Raw genomic sequence first — 17021 nt, 5'->3', positions numbered from 1 at the left:
GAATATCCGCTCCCTCACTAGAGGCGACGGCGTGGTGATCGGAGCAGCGGTATTGCTGTTCATCGCGTCGTTCCTCGACGTCTACTCGGCCGATGAGGCCCCGGACGGCTTCGAATTCCCGAGCTCCTGGGCGAGTGGTCCGATCCTGATGGGCGTGGTGCTGGCCGGTCTGATCGGGGCCGCGCTGATCGTCGTCTCGCGCGCGCTGCCGCAGGTGCCGAAAGTCGCGGGTCTCGACCTGCGCCAGTTCGGTGTGGCGTTCACGGTGTTCGCGGCGTGGAGCGCGCTGGGCAACGTGTTCGACCCGGTGAGCGCCATGAACAACTTCGAAGGCTCTCGGGACACCTTCGACGCGGGCACGGGCCTGATCCTGCTGCTCGTGGCGACGCTGGTGATGGCGGGTGCCGCGATCGCGACCCCGCTGGTGCCGGCGCTCCAGGGGGGCCTGATCCCGGCCCCCAAGCCCCCGGCCCCGCAGCCGTACGGCGCCCAGCCCCAGCCGCCCGCCGGTTACGGCTACCCGGGCGCCCAGCAGCAGCCCCCGGCGTTCGGCGGTCAGCCGCCGTTCGGTGGTGGCCAGCCCGCTCCGGCGCCGGCCGCGCAGCCCGCGCCGGAGTTCTCGCCGTTCTGGTTCGCGGTGCCGGTGCCCCGTCCGCTGTTCGCGGAGGACGGTGCGCCCAACCCGATCGCCGAACTCGCCCCGGGTACCTGGTACCTGGCGGTCGAGCAGGGCGGCCAGGGCCTGATCGCACAGACCCAGGACGGCCGCCGTGGCGTCCTGCGCGACAGCTCGGGCATCCAGCGCGGCTGAACACCCGTCAGGCATACGGCCCTTCACCCTTCCGGGTGGGGGGCCGTTGCCGTACAGTCGCACGGCTCCCGCTCTGTGACGACCCGTCAGGAGACGCCATGCGGCTAGGTCTCGCGCTCGGCTACTGGGGCCGCGGCCCCAACCCCGACCACCTCTCCCTGGTCCAGGAGGCGGAGCGGCTCGGCTACGCCTCGGTGTGGACGGCGGAGTCGTGGGGCTCGGACGCCTTCACCCCGCTCGCCTGGCTCGCCGCCCACACCTCAACGATCAAGCTGGGTACGGCCGTTGCCCAGATGGCGGCCCGCTCCCCCACGACGACGGCGATGCACGCCCTCACCCTGGACCACCTCTCGGGCGGCCGCGCGCTACTGGGCCTGGGCCTGTCCGGCCCGCAGGTCGTCGAGGGCTGGTACGGCCGCCCGTTCCCGAGGTCGCCGCTCACCGCGACCCGCGAGTACGTCGACGTCGTGCGCCAAGTCCTGCGCCGCGAGGGGCCGGTGGAACTCGCCGGCGCATACCACCCGCTCCCGTACCGAGGGCCGGGCGCGACGGGGCTCGGCAAGCCGCTGAAGCCGATCACGCACCCGCTGCGGCCGGGGCTCCCCGTACTGCTGGGGGCGGAAGGGCCGAAGAACGTCGCCCAGACCCTCGAAATCGCCGACGGCTGGCTCCCGTTGTACTGGTCGCCGTACCGGCCGGACGCGTACGGGGAGCTGACCGTGCCCGAGGGGTTCACGGTCGCCCCGATGGCCCAGGTCCGGGTCTGCGCGGACGTCGCCGAGGGGCTGGCCCCCGTGAAGGCGATGCTCGGCTTCTACATCGGCGGCATGGGCGCGGCGACCCGCAACTTCCACGCCGACCTGATGGCGAGGATGGGGTACGAGGAACAGGCCCGCAGGATCCAGGAGTTGTTCCTGTCGGGCCGTCGGGAGGAGGCTGTCGCGACCGTGCCCGACGCCTTCGCGGACGAGATCTCCCTCGTCGGCCCGCGTCGACGCATCGCGGAGCGGCTGGAGTTGTGGCGCAAGGGCCCGGTGACGGACCTGCTGGCCATGTCACCGGACCCGGAGAGCCTGCGCATCCTCGCGGAACTCAACTCCGCTTAACCTCCTGCGAGTTGCCCGGCCGACGGCACCTTGTCCGTCACCGTCGCGCCGGCGCTCTTCCCGGCGTCCTTCACCTTGCCGATGATGTCGTCGAAGGAGCCGGCCGCCGAGTCGTCGCCCTTGCGGAGCTTGGACGGCAGGTCCTTGAGCGCGTCGATGCCCGAGGTGAGCGGCGCCATCGCCTTGGAGAGCAGCGGGTCGCCCTGCGCGTTGCGGCTCGCCGCCTTGAGCCGGTTGTACGCGAAGGTCCCGGCGAGACCGGCCTTGACCAGGGCGAACGTACGCCCCTTGGTGCCCTTCTTGAACTTGCCGGCCTTCCAGGGCTTCACGATCCACTGGTAGGTCGCCCCGGCCGCGAGCCCCGCGTTCGCCACGAACCGCGTCTTCGCGAGCCGCTGCCGCTCGGCGGTCGGCGTGGGGCTCGGTTCGGCGGCGACAGCGGCGGCCACGGCGTCCTGCGCGGCGCCGCTCCCCTTGCCCGGCGAGGACGAGGACGAGCACGCGGTCCCGCCCACCAGCAGGGCACAACACACGCTGAGCGCCACGAGAAGGCGCCGTATCGGTACGGCCACGGGGTCCTCCGGATGTGTGGTCTCCCCGAGCTGGACTGTCCCGGCCAGCCTCGCCCGAGGGGCGCCGGTCCGCCACCCGAGAGGCGTCACGCACAGCCATGCGCCCAGGTCAGGGGCCAGGTTTCAGCGCCGGGCGGCGGGATACCCGTACCGCATGTCTCCCGATCGCAACGGCAGAGGCGTCGGTTCGCTGGTCGCGGGGGTGGCCGACGTCCTCGCCCTGGTGCTGGCGCTGTGGATCGCGCTCGACCTCCTCGACGCGAACCGCGCGAACGATTTCGTCCGGTTCGTGCACGATGTGGCGAACTGGCTGGCGGGCTGGTCCCGTGACCTCTTCAGCTTCGACGACCGGTGGGCGCGGGTCGTCGCCGGGTACGGGCTCGCGGCGGTCGTGTACCTGGTCATCGGACACGCCATCGCGAACCTCGGCCGAAGGCACTGAGCGGCTAGCAGCAGTCGGGGTCGAGACCCACCGGCAGCTGCTCCCCGCCGAAGACCGCGCACGTCGCCTCGTGTCCGCCGAGCGCGGCGACCGCCAGCAGCAGCGAGCCGGCCGTCCAGGTCGTCAACTCCTGCGGCCACACGGCGTCGTCGCCGAAGACGTACCCCGTCCAGTACAGCCCGCTCTCCGCATCCCGCAGGTGCTGGATCGACTGGAGGATCTCCAGTGCCCGGTCCGACTCCCCCATCGCCCAGAGTGTCAGGGCGAGTTCGGCGGACTCGCCGCCGGTGACCCAGGGGTTGGGGACGACGCAGCGCACCCCGTGGCCGGGGACGACGAACCGCTCCCAGCCCTCCTCCACCCGGGACTTGGCCTCCTCGCCGGTCAACGCGCCGCCCAGCACCGGGTAGTACCAGTCCATGGAGTAGCGGCCCTTGTCGAGGAACCGCTCGGGGTGGCGCCGGATCGCGTGCCGCAGCGCGCCGGCCGCCAACTCCCAGTCGGGCTGCGGCTCTTCACGCTGCTCGGCGATGGCCAGCGCGCACCGCAGCGCGTGGTGGATCGACGAACTCCCGGTCAGCAGCGCGTCGTCGGTCGGCCTGCCGTCGTCCTCACGCCGCCAGCCGATCTCGCCGCCCGGCTGCTGGAGGCACAGCACCCACTCGACGGCCGCGTACACGGCGGGCCACATCCGGTCGAGGAACGTGTCGTCGCCGGTGGCGAGATAGTGGTGCCAGACGCCTACGGCGATGTAGGCGACGAAGTTGGACTCGCGGGCCCGGTCGGTGACGTCGTCGTGCGCGCCGTCGGCGTACGCGGCGTACCAGGAGCCGTCCTCGTTCTGGTGGCGGGCCAGCCACAGGTAGGCGCGCTCGGCCGCCTCGTGCTCACCGGCCGCGTCCAGGGCCATCGCGGCCTCGGTGTGGTCCCACGGGTCGAGGTGGTGGCCCCGGAACCAGGGGATCGCCCCGTCCTCGCGCTGCACGGCGAGGATGCCGCGCACGGTCGCCACGGCCTGTTCGGCGGTGAGGACCCCGGGCAGGACGAGGTGTTCTGTCCGGGGAGTGGTCACTTGGCGTCCACCGCGGGCAGGTGGGGCTTGGTCGCGTACGCCACGAAACTCTTGCCGATCAGCGGGTTCAGGGCCTGCTCGGCAACCCTTGTCGCCAGCGGTTTCTTCATGATGTCCCACACCAGCAGCTTGTGGTACGCCTTCACCGGCAGCGCCTGGTCGTTGTCCACACCGAACGCGCACTTCAGCCACCAGTACGGGGAGTGCAGGGCGTGCGCGTGGTGCGTGCCGTACGGGGTGAGGCCGGCCTCGCGGATCCGCTCCAGGAGTTCGTCGGCCTTGTAGATGCGGATGTGGCCGCCCTCGACCTCGTGGTAGGCGTCGGACAGCGCCCAGCACACCTTCTCCGGGCCGTACCGGGGGACGGTGATCGCGATCCGGCCGCCGGGCCTCAACACCCGTACCATTTCGGCGAGTACGCCCTTGTCGTCCGGGATGTGCTCCATCACCTCGGAGATGATGACGACGTCGAACGACTCGTCGGGGAACGGCAGCGCGAGCGCGTCCCCCTCCATCGCGGTCGCGCTCGCGCCCTCCGGCGCCTCCCCGGCCTCCTTCATCGCCGCGAACCACTTCGCGACCTCGCGGATCTCGTCCCCGTTCTGGTCCAGCGCGACGACCTGCGCTCCTCGCCGGTAACACTCGAACGCGTGCCGCCCGGCCCCACATCCGAGGTCCAGCACACGGTCCCCCGGGGCGAGCGGGAACCTGGAGAAGTCGACGGTCAGCACGTGGTCCTGCTTTCGGGGGTGGAGGCGGGCGAAACACCGGTGGAGACACCGGAAACTTCGGAGGAGGAACGATCGGACGGGTACGGGGCCTGCTGCGCGCCTCCGCTCGGGGGGTCACCGTCGACGGGGCGGACGACGGCACTCTCGCCCCCGGCGTCCCCAACTCCGGCGCCCTCGGCGCGACTTGAAGCAGCGCCCCCAACCCCGGCGCCCCCGGCGCGACTTGAAGCAGCGCCCCCAACCCCGGCACCCCCGGCGCAACTTGAAGCGGCGTCCCCAACTCCGGCGCCCCCGGCGCGACTTGAAGCGGCACCCGCGGCAGCGCCCGCCGTACGCCCCTGACTCCCGTTCCTCGCCATCGCCTCGCGGTACCGCTCGACCGTCCCCTCGGCCGCTCTCGCCCAGGTGAAGCGGGACAGGACGCGTTCCCTGCCCGCGGCCCCCAGCCGTGCTCGCAGTTCCGGGTCGCCCAGCAGTCGCCCGAGCCCAGCGGCCAGCGCCCCCGCGTCGCCGGGGGGTACCGCCACGCATGTCTCGCCGTCGGTGCCCGCGACCTCGGGGATCGCGCCGCCCGTCGTCGCGACCAGCGGTGTGCCCGTCGCCATGGCCTCCGCCGCCGGGAGCGAGAAGCCCTCGTACAGGGACGGCACGCAGGCGACCTCCGCCGAGCGGACCAGGGCGACCAGTTCCTCGTCCGAGATCCCCTTGACGAACTCGACGGCGCCCCGCAGGCCGTACCGCTCGATCGCCTGGGCGACCGGCCCCTCGGCCGGCTGCTTCCCCACCACGACCAGGTGCGCCCCGGCGTGTTCCGTACGGACCTTCGCGAGGGCCTCGACGAGGTAGACGAGTCCCTTGAGGGGCACGTCCGCGCTGGACGTCGTGACGATGCGGCCCGGGACGACCGGGACGGCGGGGTCCGGGGCGAACAGGTCCGTGTCGGCGCCGATGTGCACGACGTGGATGCGGTCGTCGCGGACGCCGAGGTGGTCGACGATCTCCTGGCGGGACGTGCCGGAGACGGTGAGGACGGACGGCAGGCGGCGGGCGACCCGCTTCTGCATGCGGGTGAAGCCGTACCAGCGGCGTACCGAGTACCGCTTCTGCCAGCCCTGCGCCGCGTCCAGCTCCAACCGGCGGTCCACGGTGATGGGGTGGTGGATCGTCGTCACGAGCGGCGCCCCGACGTCGCCCAACAGGCCGTATCCCAGGGTCTGGTTGTCGTGCACGACGTCGAACTCGCCGCGCCGCTCACGCAGATGGCGGCGGGCCCGCAGCGAGAACGTCAGCGGCTCCGGGAAGCCGCCCGTCCACATCGTGCCGACCTCCAGCGCGTCGATCCAGTCGCGGTACTCGTCGCGCTTCGGGGTGCGGAAGGGGTCCGGGTGGCGGTACAGGTCGAGGCTCGGCAGCTCGGTGAGGGTGACGCCGTCATCGACCACCGGGTACGGCTGGGAGCCGATCACCTCGACACGGTGGCCCAGGCGGGCGAGTTCGCGGGAGAGGTGCCGTACGTAGACGCCCTGGCCGCCGCAGAACGGGTTGCCCTTGTACGTCAGCAACGCGATCGAGAGCGGGCGCTCTCCGTCCGTCGCCGAGTCGGCCCGACTGGCCTCGACGGTCACTCCGGGCCCCCTTCTGCCTGCGCGCGACGGCGACACTACGCCGGGCGCTAATCTAGAACAAGTTTCAGACCTGGTCGTCCGGGAGGCTTCGAATCTACCGGCAGGTAGGGGTCCTGTGAGCAATGAGTCAGGTGATTCACGCCACGGCCGCGCACCGCACGATCACCCGGCCCCACGGACGGTACCCATGCCCCCGGAACCACCCTCCCCCACCCTCACCGAACGCCAGCAGGCCCGGCGCAGCCGGATCCTCCACACCACGGCCCACCTCGCGAGCCGGGGCGGCTTCGACGCGGTCCAGATGCGCGAGGTGGCGGAGTCCTCCCAAGTGGCGCTGGGCACGCTGTACCGCTACTTCCCGTCGAAGGTCCACCTCCTGGTGGCCACGATGCAGGACCAACTGGCCCAGATGCACGGCACACTGAAGAAGAAGCCCCCCACGGCCGACTCCCCCAGCGCCCGCGTCGCGGAAACCCTGATGCGCGCGTTCCGTGCCCTCCAACGCGAACCGCACCTCGCCGACGCCATGGTCCGAGCCCTCACTTTCGCCGACCGCAGCGTAAGCCCCGAAGTCGACCAGGTATCCCGCCAGACCACGTCCATGATCCTGGACGCCATGGGTGAACCCGACCCGACTCCCGCCCAACTCTCGGCGGTCCGCGTCATCGAACACACCTGGCACTCGGCCCTGATCACCTGGCTTTCCGGCAGAGCATCGATCGCCCAGGTGAAAATCGACATCGAAACAGTCTGCAAACTGATCGACATCCCGCCTACCGACAGGCAGTAGCCTCGAATTCCGCCAAGGAGACGGTGACTGCGGAATCCTCCCTCTCATACCGAACCTGCCCGGGCAGAATCCGATCGCGCAAGCTGAACGAAACACTCGCCGCCGACCAGGAATTGTCCTCGGTCCATCCATAGAGCGTGTAACTGGCCCCGGCGACAAGGGGGGTGGACAATCCGCTCCCACCCCACCCGGCAGCGGCCGTTTCGAGAGGCCAGGTGGAAAGCCCTGGGCCGAGGGGCCGGTCGGCGCTCCACTCCCCCACCTTCCCAAGCTTGGGGGCATTTTCGTCGTCCACGTACAGAGACGCCCCGTCGATGCGATGTCCGCAGACCAGGATGACCCCGAGCAACTTCCCGTCAGCGGTGGCGGAGATCCCGGCGATGGCGTCGATGGGAACACCGCAGCCGGAGAGGGCGAGCAGAGCCGAACCGGCCGCGAGCGCGCCGCCGAGCCGCCGTGTCACCGACCGCATGAAGAGCCCCCCGTCAGCGTCTGAGGGCGACAGCGTAGAGCCGCCCCCTACTCCTCCGGCGGGAAAACCGCCTCCCCGCTGCCCGCCAGGGCGATCGAGATCGCCTCCACCGGGCAGTTCTCCGCCGCTTCCAGGACCGCTTCGTTCGCGTCGGTCTCCGGCTCGGCCGGCTGGGACTGGCGGGCGGGGTCGAGTTGGAAGAAGCCCTGGGTGCGGTGGACGCACTGGGCGGAGCCGATGCAGAGGGTGCGGTCGACGTCGAGGCGCCAGCGGTCGCCCATGGTCAGGCTCCGGCCGGGAGGTGGATCATTTTGTGTTCGAGGTATTCACCGAAGCCCTCGGGTCCGAATTCCCGGCCGAGGCCGCTGTTCTTGTAGCCGCCGAAGGGGCCGAGCATGTCGAGGCTGAAGGTGTTCACGTTGTACGTGCCCGTTCGGACCCGCCTCGCGATATCGATTCCGCGATCCACGTCTCCTGTCCACACGCTGCCGCTCAGCCCGTACTCGGAGTCGTTGGCGATCCGTACGGCCTCGTCCTCGTCGCCGTAGGGAAGGAGGCAGATGACCGGACCGAATATCTCCTCACGGGCGACCCGCATACTGTTGTCGACGTCGCCGAGAAGCGTGGGAGCGACGTACCAGCCCCGCTCGATTCCTTCCGGGCGCCCGCCCCCGATAAGGACTTTGGCGCCTTCTTCCTGGCCGATCCGGATGTATTCGAAGCTGCGTTCCTGTTGCCGTCGGGCGACCAGGGGGCCGATCTGGGTGGCGGGGTCGAGAGGGTCGCCGACTTTCAGCGCGGCGACCGCGGCGACGAATGCCTCGGCGAATTCGTCGTACCGATCCCGGGGCAGCAGAATCCGCGTCTGGGCGACGCAGGCTTGCCCGTTGTTCATCCAGGCGGCGGGGCCGATCCCGGCGACGGCGGTGCCGACGTCCGCGTCGGGCAGCACGATCGCCGCGGACTTCCCCCCCAACTCCAGGGTCACCCGCGTCAGATGACGTGCGGCGACCTCCATGACCCGCTTCCCCGCGGCCACGGACCCGGTGAACGCCACTTTGTCCACCCCGGAATGCCCGACGAGATACTCCCCCGCCTCCCGGTCGGCGGGCAGCACCGACAACACCCCGTCGGGCAGCCCGGCGTCACGGCAGATCTCGGCGAGGACGTACGAGTCGAGCGGCGCCTCGGGCGACGGCTTGAGCACGACCGAGCACCCGCTCAGCAGCGCCGGCGCGAGCTTGGACGCGGCCACGAACTGCGGCGTGTTCCAGGGGATCACCGCGGCGACGACCCCCACCGGCTCCCGCCGCACGAGGATCTTCCCGAGCACCCCGTCGCGCCGCTCCTCGAACACGAACCCCCGCGCGACCGTGATCGCGGCGTCCCACACCATCATCGAGGCGAGCGCCTGCCCGAGCACGCTCCACGAGTACGGCGACCCGTTCTCGGTGGAGATGACCCGCGCCAACTCCTCGTGCCGCGCGGCGATCCCGTCCTTGATCCGGGAGACGACGGCGATCCGCTCCTCCAACGACAGCCGGGGCCAGGGCCCTTCGTCGAAGGCCCGCCGGGCCACCCCGACGGCCCGGTCGACGTCACCGAAGGACGCGTGCGGCACCCGCCCGACGACCTCCTCGGTGTGCGGCGAGACGACCTCGATGACCCCGTCCCCGAGGGGCTCGACGAGCTCCCCGCCGATGACCAACTGCCCGTACTCCACAACGCCCATCGCCACCACACCCTCGGTATCGGCACCGGTTTCTGACGGTGTTTCAGGAACTGATACCAGTTCTAGTTATAGTGGGCAATGGCCACGGGGCAGCGGCATCGGGCGGCACGCGGAGGGCACATGACGGGGACCGGCACGGCGGGGACCGGCAGCACGGCGTACGACCACGGCGGCGGCGTCCGCTCGCTCCAAGTCCCCATCCCGGACAACCCGTTGGGCCACACGCTGGTGTACGTGGTGGACACGGACGCGGGACCGGTGCTGATAGACACCGGCTGGGACGACCCGGCGTCGTGGGACACCCTCGTCGAGGGCCTCGCTGACTGCGGTACGTCCGTAGGGGAGTTGACCGGCGTCATCGTGACCCACCACCACCCGGACCACCACGGCCTCTCCGGCAAGGTGCGGGACGCGTCGGGCGCATGGATCGCGATGCACGAGGCGGACGCGGCGATCGTCCGCCGTACCCGCGAGACGCGGCCGGAGCGCTGGTACACGTACATGTCCGCGAAGCTCGCGGCGGCGGGCGCACCGGAGGAGCACGTGGCGCCGCTGCGTACGGCCCCGCGCCGCCCGCTCCCGGGTTTCTCCCCGGCGATCCCGGACCGGGAGATCGTCCCCGGCGAACTCCTGCCGCTCCCCGGCCGCCGTCTGCGCGCGATCTGGACGCCGGGCCACACCCCGGGCCATGTCTGCCTGCACCTGGAGGAGACCCACCCGCACAACCTCCCCGGCAAGGGTCGGCTCTTCTCCGGCGACCACCTCCTCCCCGAGATCACACCCCACATCGGCCTGTACGAGGACCCGGACGACGCGACAATCACGGACCCGCTCGGCGACTACCTCGACTCCCTGGAACGCGTCGCCCGCCTCACCCCCTCCGAGATCCTCCCCGCCCACCAGTACGCGTTCACCGACGCCCCGGCCCGCGTCCAGGCCCTGCTGGACCACCACGACCAGCGGCTTTCAGCATTGCACGCCCTACTGACAACGCCCCTCACGCCATGGCAGCTCGCCGAGCGCATGGAGTGGAACCGCCCCTGGGCCCAGATCCCGTACGGCTCCCGGAACATCGCGGTGTCGGAGGCGGAGGCGCACGTCAGGCGCCTGGTGAAGGTGGGGCGCGTGGAGGCGGTGCCGGGGAGCGACCCGGTGACCTACGTGGCGGTGGCGGCGTAAACACACGGGGCGCGGTCCTTCGTACGAGTGAGTACCGGCATGACCCCGGTCCGGGTGGGCAGGTCTGCGGCCGTAACGCTCGTAACTCTCCGAAGTTTCATGCCTCCCATGAGTCACGGAGAGCCCCGCGAAAGGAACCGCGCGCATGCGCATCCGCACCACCCTGGCCGCCGCGGCCGGCGCTCTGACCCTGGTCCTCGCCGTCCCGACGTCGGCGTCGGCGGCCGACGGCGCCTTCTTCTACGCCTACTCCGGCCTGGACGGCTCCCCGCAGATCGCCACCCTGCTGAACCCGCCGAGCCGGGAGTGCATCACGCTTCCCGAGGTCGCGAACCCGTCCTCCAGCTCCCCCGCGCGCTACGCGTACAACGACACGGGCTCCACGGCCGTGGTGTTCGAGAACCCGGGCTGCACGGGCGAGATGACAGTGCTGGACCCGAAGACGGGAGGCGGCGAGGACACGGAGTTCCGTTCGGTGACTTTCAGCTAGAAAGTGCCGAAATGAGCCGTTGAGCGGTGAACCACCCCACGTGACCCGGGTCACCTACGAAGCCGGTTCGTAGCCCCGGCCGCAGGTCACACCCTGCCGGACCACCTCAAATGCGACCAGAACTAGTAAAGGGGGTGTTTGCGGGCGCCGCCCCTCGCCTGCTTCTCTGGTTGACGTCGCACGGCGCCGACAAGCCCCCACGGGCCTCGGCGCCGCCGCTTTGCCGGCGGGTGAGACTCCCCCGGCGCGAGCGACCGCCCTGTCCCCGAAGAAACAAGGTCCCCGTGTCTTTCGCCGCCGTCCGCCGCATCGCCCAGTCCCCGAAGAAGGCCCTCACGACCGCCGCCGTGGCCACCGCCGCCGTCGGCATGGCCCTCACCGCGGCTCCCGCCCACGCGGCGACCGCGTCCGTGGACTCCGCCGGCGAGGCGCAGACGATCGCGAAGCAGCTGATCCCGGACACGGCGCAGTACAACGCGTTCGCCCACATCGTCGAGCACGAGTCCGGCTGGGACGTCGACGCGACGAACGCCTCCTCCGGCGCCTACGGCCTCGTCCAGGCCCTCCCCGGCTCGAAGATGGCGTCCGCCGGCTCCGACTGGAAGACGAACGCCGCCACGCAGATCAAGTGGGGCCTGGACTACATGAACTCGCGGTACGGCAGCCCGGCCGCGGCCTGGAACTTCTGGCAGTCCAACGGCTGGTACTGATCGGCTATTCGGTCAACCGGCTTTGGGGTCAACTGGCGCTGACCTTCAACTCCTTCACGCCGTTGATCCACGCGGAACGCAGCCGCCGGGGATCCTCCACGAGCCGGATCCCCGGCATCGCGTCGGCGATCGCGTTGAAGATCAGGTCGATCTCCAGTACGGCCAGTGACTTGCCCAGGCAGTAATGCGGACCCCCGCCTCCGAACCCGAGGTGGGGGTTCGGGTCTCTCATGATGTCGAACCGCCCCGGATTCTCGAAGACTTCGGGATCGTGGTTGGCGGAGGCGTAGAACAGCCCCACCCGTTCCCCCTTCTTGATCTGCTTGCCGCCCAACTCCGTGTCCTGCGTGGCCGTTCGCTGGAACGACACGACAGGTGTGGCCCAGCGGACGACCTCCTCGGCCATCGTCGAGGGCCGTTCGCTCCGATACAGCTCCCACTGCTCGGGGTGGGTCAGGAACGCGTGCATGCCGTGCGTGATCGCGTTGCGTGTCGTCTCGTTCCCGGCGACGGCCAGCATCAGCACGAAGAAGCCGAACTCGTCGGAGTTCAGGTTCCCTTCGTCCTCGGCGGCGACCAGCGTCGAGACGATGTCCTGCGCCGGGCACTTCTTGCGCTCGCCGGCCATGTCCATCGCGTACGAGATGATCTCGGCGGCCGACTGCTGGCCGACCTCCTCCGTCACGGCGAACTCGGGGTCGTCGTAGGCGATCATCTTGTTGGACCAGTCGAAGATCCGGGCCCGGTCGCCCTGCGGGATGCCGATCAGTTCGGCGATCGCCTGGAGCGGGAGTTCGCAGGCGACCTGGGTGACGAAGTCGAAGGGCTCGGGACTGCTCCGTACGATCTCGACGATGTCGTGCGCGCGGGTGCGGAGCCGTTCCTCCAGCGCGCGGATCGACCTCGGGGTGAAGCCGCGTTGGACGATCTGGCGGACCCGGGTGTGCTCCGGCGGGTCCATGTTCAGCATGATCAGGCGCTGCGCCTCGATGGACGCGCGGTCGATGTGGTCGTTGAAGCGGATGATCGCGGTGTTGACGGAGGACGAGAAGAGTTCGGGGTGGGTCGAGACGTACCGGACGTCGGCGTGCCGGGTGACAGCCCAGTACCCCTCGTCCTGGAAGCCCGCGACGTTGTCCGACTGCGGGATCCAGCGCACCGGTTCGACGCTGCGCAGATCGGCGAACTCCGGGAGGGGGACTCGGTGTTGCAGCAGGTCGGGGTCGGTGAAGTCGAACCCTTCGGGAAGCGCTGGACAGGCCATGGGACAGCTCCCGCCATCTGACGGTTCATCAGAAATAGGTGCGGTGACCGTAGTTCAGCGGGCTTGAGGCTGCAAGACCCTTGCGGTGACGTACGCCACATCCGCAGACTGGCAGCTGGAACTAGAACACGTACTAGTTACTCGGCCCCGGAAGGAATCCGCACCCATGGCCGCCGAACCCGTGATCGTGGAAGCAGTCCGCACCCCCATCGGCAAGCGCGGCGGCGCGCTCGCCAACCTCCACCCCGCCTACCTCCTCGGCGAGACGTACCGTGAACTCCTCGGCCGTACCGGCATTCCCGCCGACGCGGTCGAGCAGATCGTCGGCGGCGCGGTGACCCAGGCCGGCGAGCAGTCCGCCAACCCCGTACGGACCGCCTGGCTGACCATGGGCCTGCCGTACGAGACCGCCGGGACGACCGTCAACTGCCAGTGCGGGTCCTCGCAGCAGGCCGCGCACATGACCGCGAACATGATCTCCGCCGGGGTCATCGACGTCGGCGTGAGCTGTGGTGTCGAGGCGATGTCCCGGGTGCCGCTCGGGTCCGCCTCCAAGCACGGGCCGGGGAAGCCGTTCCCCGACGAGTGGAACGTCGACCTGCCCAACCAGTTCGAGGCCGCCGAACGCATCGCGCGGCGGCGGGAGTTGACGCGGGAGGACGTCGACGCGTTCGGGGTGCTGTCCCAACAGCGGGCCGCAGAGGCGTGGTTGGAGGAGCGGTTCAAGCGGGAGACGTTCGCCGTGCAGGTCCCCACGACCGAGGAGGAACAGGCCGCCGGGCAGGGGATGTGGCGGCTCGTCGACCGGGACGAGGGGCTGCGGGACACGTCGCCGGAAGGGCTCGCCCGGCTGAAGCCCATCATGCCTACGGCCGTTCACACCGCCGGCAACTCCTCGCAGATCAGCGACGGGGCCGCCGCGATCATGTGGGCGTCCAAACGGATGGCCCGCGCGCTGAAGTTGAAGCCGCGTGCGCGGATCGTCGCGCAGGCCCTGGTGGGCGCCGACCCGCACTATCACCTCGACGGGCCGATCGACGCGACGCACGCCGTGCTGGGCAAGGCCGGGATGACGTTGAAGGACATCGACCTCGTCGAGATCAACGAGGCGTTCGCGTCAGTGGTGTTGAGCTGGGCGCGGGTGTTCGACCAAGACCTGGCGAAGGTCAACGTCAACGGGGGTGCGATCGCCCTCGGGCATCCGGTGGGGGCGACCGGGGCTCGCCTCATCACGACTGCGCTTCATGAACTGGAGCGGGCCGACAAGGAGTTCGCGATGGTCGTGATGTGCGCGGGTGGCGCGCTGGCCACGGGGACGATCCTTCAGCGGCTCTGAGTCCAGGTGAGGAACTCCGAGAACGCCGTGGGGTGGAGGGTGAGGTGGGGGCCTGCGGGGTTCTTGGAGTCGCGGACGGCGATGTGGGTGAGGGGGGTTGAGGCGACTTGTACGCACTCGCCGCCCTGGTCACTGCTGTACGAAGAGGTGCGCCAGGCGACCTCAACACACTCGCCGCCCTGGTCGCCGCTGTAGCTGGACTTACGCCACAGAATCTCCGTGCTCCGCGCCATAGCGTTCCTCCATCACCCGCCGGATCAACTCCGCCGAGTCCTTGATGGAGAGTGCGGCGGCTTGCAGATGATCGTAACGGAGCGAGCAGTCCTTGACGGTGTCCGGGTTGGCGGTGGGGTGCCCGTTGCCGTACCCCTCCGTGTAGACGATGGTGGGGTCGTCCTCGAAGCGGAAGACGGTGAACGAACCTTGTGATCCCGCGTGCGCGCCCGTCGTGAACGGCAGGATCTGGATGTTGACCCTGGGGTTGTCCTCGAAGGACAACAAATGGGCCAGTTGCTCTCGCATGACCTCCCGACCGCCGATCTCCTGGTACAGGACAGCCTCACTCGCGATGGCCCAGAAGACGGGCGGCTCCGGCTTCTCCAGAACGCACTGGCGGGCGAGCCGGGCGGTGGTGCGATTGTCGAGGTCGACCTGGTCCATCGTGCCGAGCGTGGCGCGCGCGTACGCCGGCGTCTGAAGAAGCCCGTGCACCATGCCGATCTGGAACGTCAGGATCTCGACCGCCCGCGCCTCCAACTCCGCCACCTGCTGAAACCACGACGGCAGTTGGGAACGCAGGACCAGGATGACCAGCCTCGAAAAGAAACCGTCCGTGTTCAGCGCCGCGTCGATCCGCTGGCTGAACTCCAGGGTCGGGACCTTCCGCGCGTTCTCGATCTGGCCGATGAGGGAACCCGTGTAGTTGACGATGTCACCGAGCTGACCCTGCGTCATGCCGGACGACTCGCGGAAGCGGCGCAGCTCGAAGCCGTAGTAGTCGAGCGGCGACGCACCCGGGTCGAGCACGTTGATGTGGGTCACCCAAGTCCCCTCTCTGGCAAGAAGTTTCGAATTCCCGCGAATAAACCGACAGGTTGTATTCGCGTGGTAGCCCAGAGTAGGGAAGAGGGTCCACGCTCGTACCGTGAACGAACACTTTCCCCCCTTCCTGGTGGGTCCTCTCTTCCCCACGTACTGCCTGATGCTGACGGTCGGCGACCACTCCCCCCGCCACATCCGCCGCATCGCCCGCACCCTGCTGAAGGAATGGCGCACGGAACAGGTCACGGACGCGGTCGAGTTGGCGTTGACGGAGCTGGTCACGAACGTCCACCGCCACGTCCCCGACCGCCGCTGCCAGATCCTGATCCTCCGCCAACCGAACGCGATCCGCGTAGAGGTCACGGACCCGAGCCCCCAGCTCCCCGCCCCCACCCCCGACTTGCCACTCGACGCCGAGTCGGGCCGCGGCCTGATCCTCGTGAACGCCCTCACGGACAAGTGGGGAGTGGACCCGGTCGGCGCCCTCGGCAAGACGGTGTGGTTCGAGTGCGCGACACCGATGGACCTGGACGACATGCCCTGAAGCCCACACCGAAGGGCCTCACATCAATCGCCGCCACACCACGCAGAAGCCCCGCCAGGTGACCTGGCGGGGCTTCTGCGTGCTCACGTTACGGCATGATCGTCGCTCTACCGCCGGTTCCAGACGATGTTTTGTGGCAGCACACCGCCCTCCCATAGCCGGTCGAGCCTAGCGAAGAACCTGGGCAGGCTCGTGTCGAACTGTTCCCACGCCGCCGGGTCCAATTCCCGCCATGGATCCGAGATGACCAGACCGGGCGGCAGAGGACCGGTTGAGCCAGCCATCTTGCGACAAGCAGCACACCATGTGTAGCTGATCACAGCAGGGCGATCCGCGTGTTTCGTGTTTCTGAGGTAGGTGCGAACCGAAACTTCTCCGCACGAAGGGCAAGGCCACTCTGACTGATCCCGGAGGAAATTTCGCTCTCGCCCAAGAGCTTCTATTTCCGAGGGTGTGAAGCGCGTTATCTGCATCATGAACCCGTCCTTCGCCTGAAAACGCCGAGCATAGCCTGCCCGAATGTCTCCGCAGCGGACTCTGTTCCACCCATCGAGCCTGGCCAAGTGGCGTACATCCGGTGATGATAGATCTCGTGGAAGATCGTGGCCACGGCGGTATCCATATCAGCCAGTCCCATGTTGGAGATCTGAATCACCGGACGCCCTCGCGGGCCCAGGTTCGGCATTCCACTACCATTGTGCGGGCTGTTCGCGTAAGCAGGCAGGCCATCTCCGGCGGTGCTGATCTCCGGCACGTGCACAATGTCGTACTGGGCAACGCTCATGTCAGCCCTGCCGAGTGCCATCTTCACCTGCTTGATGCTAACGGCAGCGCCGTTCTTCCCTCCAGGAGCACTCTGGGGGTCTGCATCGCAGTTGTGAACGAGGACCGGCGTGACACCTGCCAGCACATAGTACGTATGAATATCAGTAATCGTCAGATCATGCGTCCGCTGCCGCTCGTCGAAGTAGCGGATGCCCTCGACAGAGACACTGCCCCCAGAAGGCGTACGCAGCACCATCCCCGGCTTAGCCTCGATCTTTCGTGATGGGCCGCCGACGGAGTCGGGGGCCCATTTCGTTGTCGGTGGCTGAGGCCGGGCAG

At 69.2% G+C, this 17021-nt stretch carries 20 protein-coding genes; 9 read left to right on the top strand and 11 right to left on the bottom strand.

Features of this window, described 5'->3' with window-relative positions; translation table 11 throughout:
• Positions 1-31: 31 nt before the first annotated feature.
• Both ACLZOT_RS47710 and ACLZOT_RS47705 read left to right on the top strand, forming a co-directional pair.
• Positions 32-811: a DUF5336 domain-containing protein gene (locus tag ACLZOT_RS47710; protein ID WP_416975571.1), complete on the top strand. Its 780-nt coding sequence runs from the start codon at positions 32-34 to the stop codon at positions 809-811.
• Positions 812-909: 98 nt separating this feature from the next.
• A complete protein-coding gene (locus ACLZOT_RS47705; RefSeq protein WP_416975570.1) occupies positions 910-1917 on the top strand; it encodes an LLM class F420-dependent oxidoreductase in 1008 nt (335 codons plus the stop codon).
• Here ACLZOT_RS47705 and ACLZOT_RS47700 read toward each other — a convergent pair.
• Positions 1914-2489, bottom strand: coding sequence for a hypothetical protein (locus ACLZOT_RS47700; RefSeq protein WP_416975569.1), 576 nt, complete (start codon positions 2487-2489; stop codon positions 1914-1916). The genes ACLZOT_RS47705 and ACLZOT_RS47700 overlap by 4 nt on opposite strands.
• 154 nt (positions 2490-2643) lie before the next feature.
• Here ACLZOT_RS47700 and ACLZOT_RS47695 point away from each other — a divergent pair, with 154 nt between their 5' ends.
• Positions 2644-2931: a hypothetical protein gene (locus ACLZOT_RS47695; protein ID WP_416975568.1), complete on the top strand. Its 288-nt coding sequence runs from the start codon at positions 2644-2646 to the stop codon at positions 2929-2931.
• A 4-nt stretch (positions 2932-2935) separates the two neighbouring features.
• Here ACLZOT_RS47695 and ACLZOT_RS47690 read toward each other — a convergent pair whose 3' ends face one another.
• Genes ACLZOT_RS47690 through ACLZOT_RS47680 form a run of 3 tightly spaced genes read right to left on the bottom strand, consistent with a single transcriptional unit; the run spans position 2936 to position 6359 of the window.
• The gene (locus ACLZOT_RS47690) at positions 2936-4003 is read right to left on the bottom strand and encodes a prenyltransferase (RefSeq protein WP_416975567.1); all 1068 of its coding nucleotides are present in this window, start codon (positions 4001-4003) and stop codon (positions 2936-2938) included.
• The gene (locus ACLZOT_RS47685; protein ID WP_416975566.1) at positions 4000-4734 is read right to left on the bottom strand and encodes a class I SAM-dependent methyltransferase; all 735 of its coding nucleotides are present in this window, start codon (positions 4732-4734) and stop codon (positions 4000-4002) included. The genes ACLZOT_RS47690 and ACLZOT_RS47685 overlap by 4 nt, the downstream gene beginning before the upstream one ends.
• Entirely contained in the window at positions 4728-6359 is a 1632-nt protein-coding gene (locus ACLZOT_RS47680; RefSeq protein ID WP_416975565.1) for a glycosyltransferase family 4 protein, read from the bottom strand. The genes ACLZOT_RS47685 and ACLZOT_RS47680 overlap by 7 nt, the downstream gene beginning before the upstream one ends.
• A 187-nt stretch (positions 6360-6546) precedes the next feature.
• Between ACLZOT_RS47680 and ACLZOT_RS47675 the strand changes: the two genes are divergently transcribed.
• On the top strand, positions 6547-7149 hold the full coding sequence (locus ACLZOT_RS47675; protein ID WP_416975564.1) for a TetR family transcriptional regulator: 603 nt from the start codon (positions 6547-6549) through the stop codon (positions 7147-7149).
• Here the strand turns inward: ACLZOT_RS47675 and ACLZOT_RS47670 are convergent.
• From ACLZOT_RS47670 to ACLZOT_RS47660, 3 genes are read right to left on the bottom strand one after another with little or no spacing between them, the layout of a single operon-like run.
• Positions 7133-7621: a hypothetical protein gene (locus tag ACLZOT_RS47670; protein ID WP_416975563.1), complete on the bottom strand. Its 489-nt coding sequence runs from the start codon at positions 7619-7621 to the stop codon at positions 7133-7135. The genes ACLZOT_RS47675 and ACLZOT_RS47670 overlap by 17 nt on opposite strands.
• 47 nt (positions 7622-7668) lie before the next feature.
• Positions 7669-7902: a ferredoxin gene (locus tag ACLZOT_RS47665; RefSeq protein WP_416975562.1), complete on the bottom strand. Its 234-nt coding sequence runs from the start codon at positions 7900-7902 to the stop codon at positions 7669-7671.
• Positions 7903-7904: 2 nt separating this feature from the next.
• Positions 7905-9353: an aldehyde dehydrogenase gene (locus ACLZOT_RS47660; RefSeq protein ID WP_416975561.1), complete on the bottom strand. Its 1449-nt coding sequence runs from the start codon at positions 9351-9353 to the stop codon at positions 7905-7907.
• A gap of 120 nt (positions 9354-9473) precedes the next feature.
• Between ACLZOT_RS47660 and ACLZOT_RS47655 the strand changes: the two genes are divergently transcribed.
• From ACLZOT_RS47655 to ACLZOT_RS47645, 3 genes are all read left to right on the top strand, one after another.
• Complete coding sequence (locus tag ACLZOT_RS47655) at positions 9474-10532, top strand: MBL fold metallo-hydrolase (RefSeq protein ID WP_416975560.1); 1059 nt, start codon at positions 9474-9476, stop codon at positions 10530-10532.
• 145 nt (positions 10533-10677) lie between these two features.
• The gene (locus ACLZOT_RS47650; protein ID WP_416975559.1) at positions 10678-11022 is read left to right on the top strand and encodes a hypothetical protein; all 345 of its coding nucleotides are present in this window, start codon (positions 10678-10680) and stop codon (positions 11020-11022) included.
• A 284-nt stretch (positions 11023-11306) separates the two neighbouring features.
• Complete coding sequence (locus ACLZOT_RS47645) at positions 11307-11732, top strand: transglycosylase SLT domain-containing protein (protein ID WP_416975558.1); 426 nt, start codon at positions 11307-11309, stop codon at positions 11730-11732.
• 28 nt (positions 11733-11760) lie between these two features.
• On the opposite strand, the gene ACLZOT_RS47640 is transcribed toward ACLZOT_RS47645, so the two are convergent.
• Positions 11761-12996 (bottom strand): cytochrome P450, encoded by a 1236-nt coding sequence (locus tag ACLZOT_RS47640; protein ID WP_416975557.1) that lies wholly within the window; start codon positions 12994-12996, stop codon positions 11761-11763.
• Positions 12997-13162: 166 nt separating this feature from the next.
• Here ACLZOT_RS47640 and ACLZOT_RS47635 point away from each other — a divergent pair, with 166 nt between their 5' ends.
• Positions 13163-14332: a steroid 3-ketoacyl-CoA thiolase gene (locus ACLZOT_RS47635; RefSeq protein ID WP_416975556.1), complete on the top strand. Its 1170-nt coding sequence runs from the start codon at positions 13163-13165 to the stop codon at positions 14330-14332.
• On the opposite strand, the gene ACLZOT_RS47630 is transcribed toward ACLZOT_RS47635, so the two are convergent.
• Positions 14320-14565 carry a DUF397 domain-containing protein gene (locus ACLZOT_RS47630; protein ID WP_416975555.1) on the bottom strand — a complete coding sequence of 82 codons (246 nt, stop codon included), beginning with the start codon at positions 14563-14565 and terminating at the stop codon, positions 14320-14322. The two genes, ACLZOT_RS47635 and ACLZOT_RS47630, sit on opposite strands and share 13 nt — an antisense overlap.
• Positions 14534-15373 (bottom strand): helix-turn-helix domain-containing protein, encoded by an 840-nt coding sequence (locus tag ACLZOT_RS47625; protein WP_416975554.1) that lies wholly within the window; start codon positions 15371-15373, stop codon positions 14534-14536. Before ACLZOT_RS47625 ends, ACLZOT_RS47630 begins: the two co-directional genes overlap by 32 nt.
• A 103-nt stretch (positions 15374-15476) precedes the next feature.
• Between ACLZOT_RS47625 and ACLZOT_RS47620 the strand changes: the two genes are divergently transcribed.
• Complete coding sequence (locus ACLZOT_RS47620) at positions 15477-15917, top strand: ATP-binding protein (RefSeq protein WP_416975553.1); 441 nt, start codon at positions 15477-15479, stop codon at positions 15915-15917.
• Positions 15918-16389: 472 nt separating this feature from the next.
• Here the strand turns inward: ACLZOT_RS47620 and ACLZOT_RS47615 are convergent.
• Positions 16390-17021: hypothetical protein (locus ACLZOT_RS47615; RefSeq protein WP_416975552.1), on the bottom strand; the 632-nt coding region annotated here is incomplete at its 5' end.

The sequence above is a fragment of the Streptomyces sp. 4F14 genome, from assembly GCF_048159485.1.
Taxonomy (GTDB): domain Bacteria; phylum Actinomycetota; class Actinomycetes; order Streptomycetales; family Streptomycetaceae; genus Streptomyces.
This window is presented reverse-complemented; position numbering and strand designations above follow the sequence as displayed.

Coding starts and splice junctions, on each gene's coding strand:
- ACLZOT_RS47705 (WP_416975570.1), top strand. CDS start 910: ATGCGGCTAGGTCTCGCGCTCGGCTACTGGGGCCGCGGCCCCAACCCC.
- ACLZOT_RS47650 (WP_416975559.1), top strand. CDS start 10,678: ATGCGCATCCGCACCACCCTGGCCGCCGCGGCCGGCGCTCTGACCCTG.
- ACLZOT_RS47630 (WP_416975555.1), bottom strand. CDS start 14,565: ATGGCGCGGAGCACGGAGATTCTGTGGCGTAAGTCCAGCTACAGCGGC.
- ACLZOT_RS47665 (WP_416975562.1), bottom strand. CDS start 7,902: ATGGGCGACCGCTGGCGCCTCGACGTCGACCGCACCCTCTGCATCGGC.
- ACLZOT_RS47695 (WP_416975568.1), top strand. CDS start 2,644: ATGTCTCCCGATCGCAACGGCAGAGGCGTCGGTTCGCTGGTCGCGGGG.
- ACLZOT_RS47660 (WP_416975561.1), bottom strand. CDS start 9,353: ATGGGCGTTGTGGAGTACGGGCAGTTGGTCATCGGCGGGGAGCTCGTC.
- ACLZOT_RS47640 (WP_416975557.1), bottom strand. CDS start 12,996: ATGGCCTGTCCAGCGCTTCCCGAAGGGTTCGACTTCACCGACCCCGAC.
- ACLZOT_RS47675 (WP_416975564.1), top strand. CDS start 6,547: ATGCCCCCGGAACCACCCTCCCCCACCCTCACCGAACGCCAGCAGGCC.
- ACLZOT_RS47655 (WP_416975560.1), top strand. CDS start 9,474: ATGACGGGGACCGGCACGGCGGGGACCGGCAGCACGGCGTACGACCAC.
- ACLZOT_RS47635 (WP_416975556.1), top strand. CDS start 13,163: ATGGCCGCCGAACCCGTGATCGTGGAAGCAGTCCGCACCCCCATCGGC.
- ACLZOT_RS47670 (WP_416975563.1), bottom strand. CDS start 7,621: ATGCGGTCGGTGACACGGCGGCTCGGCGGCGCGCTCGCGGCCGGTTCG.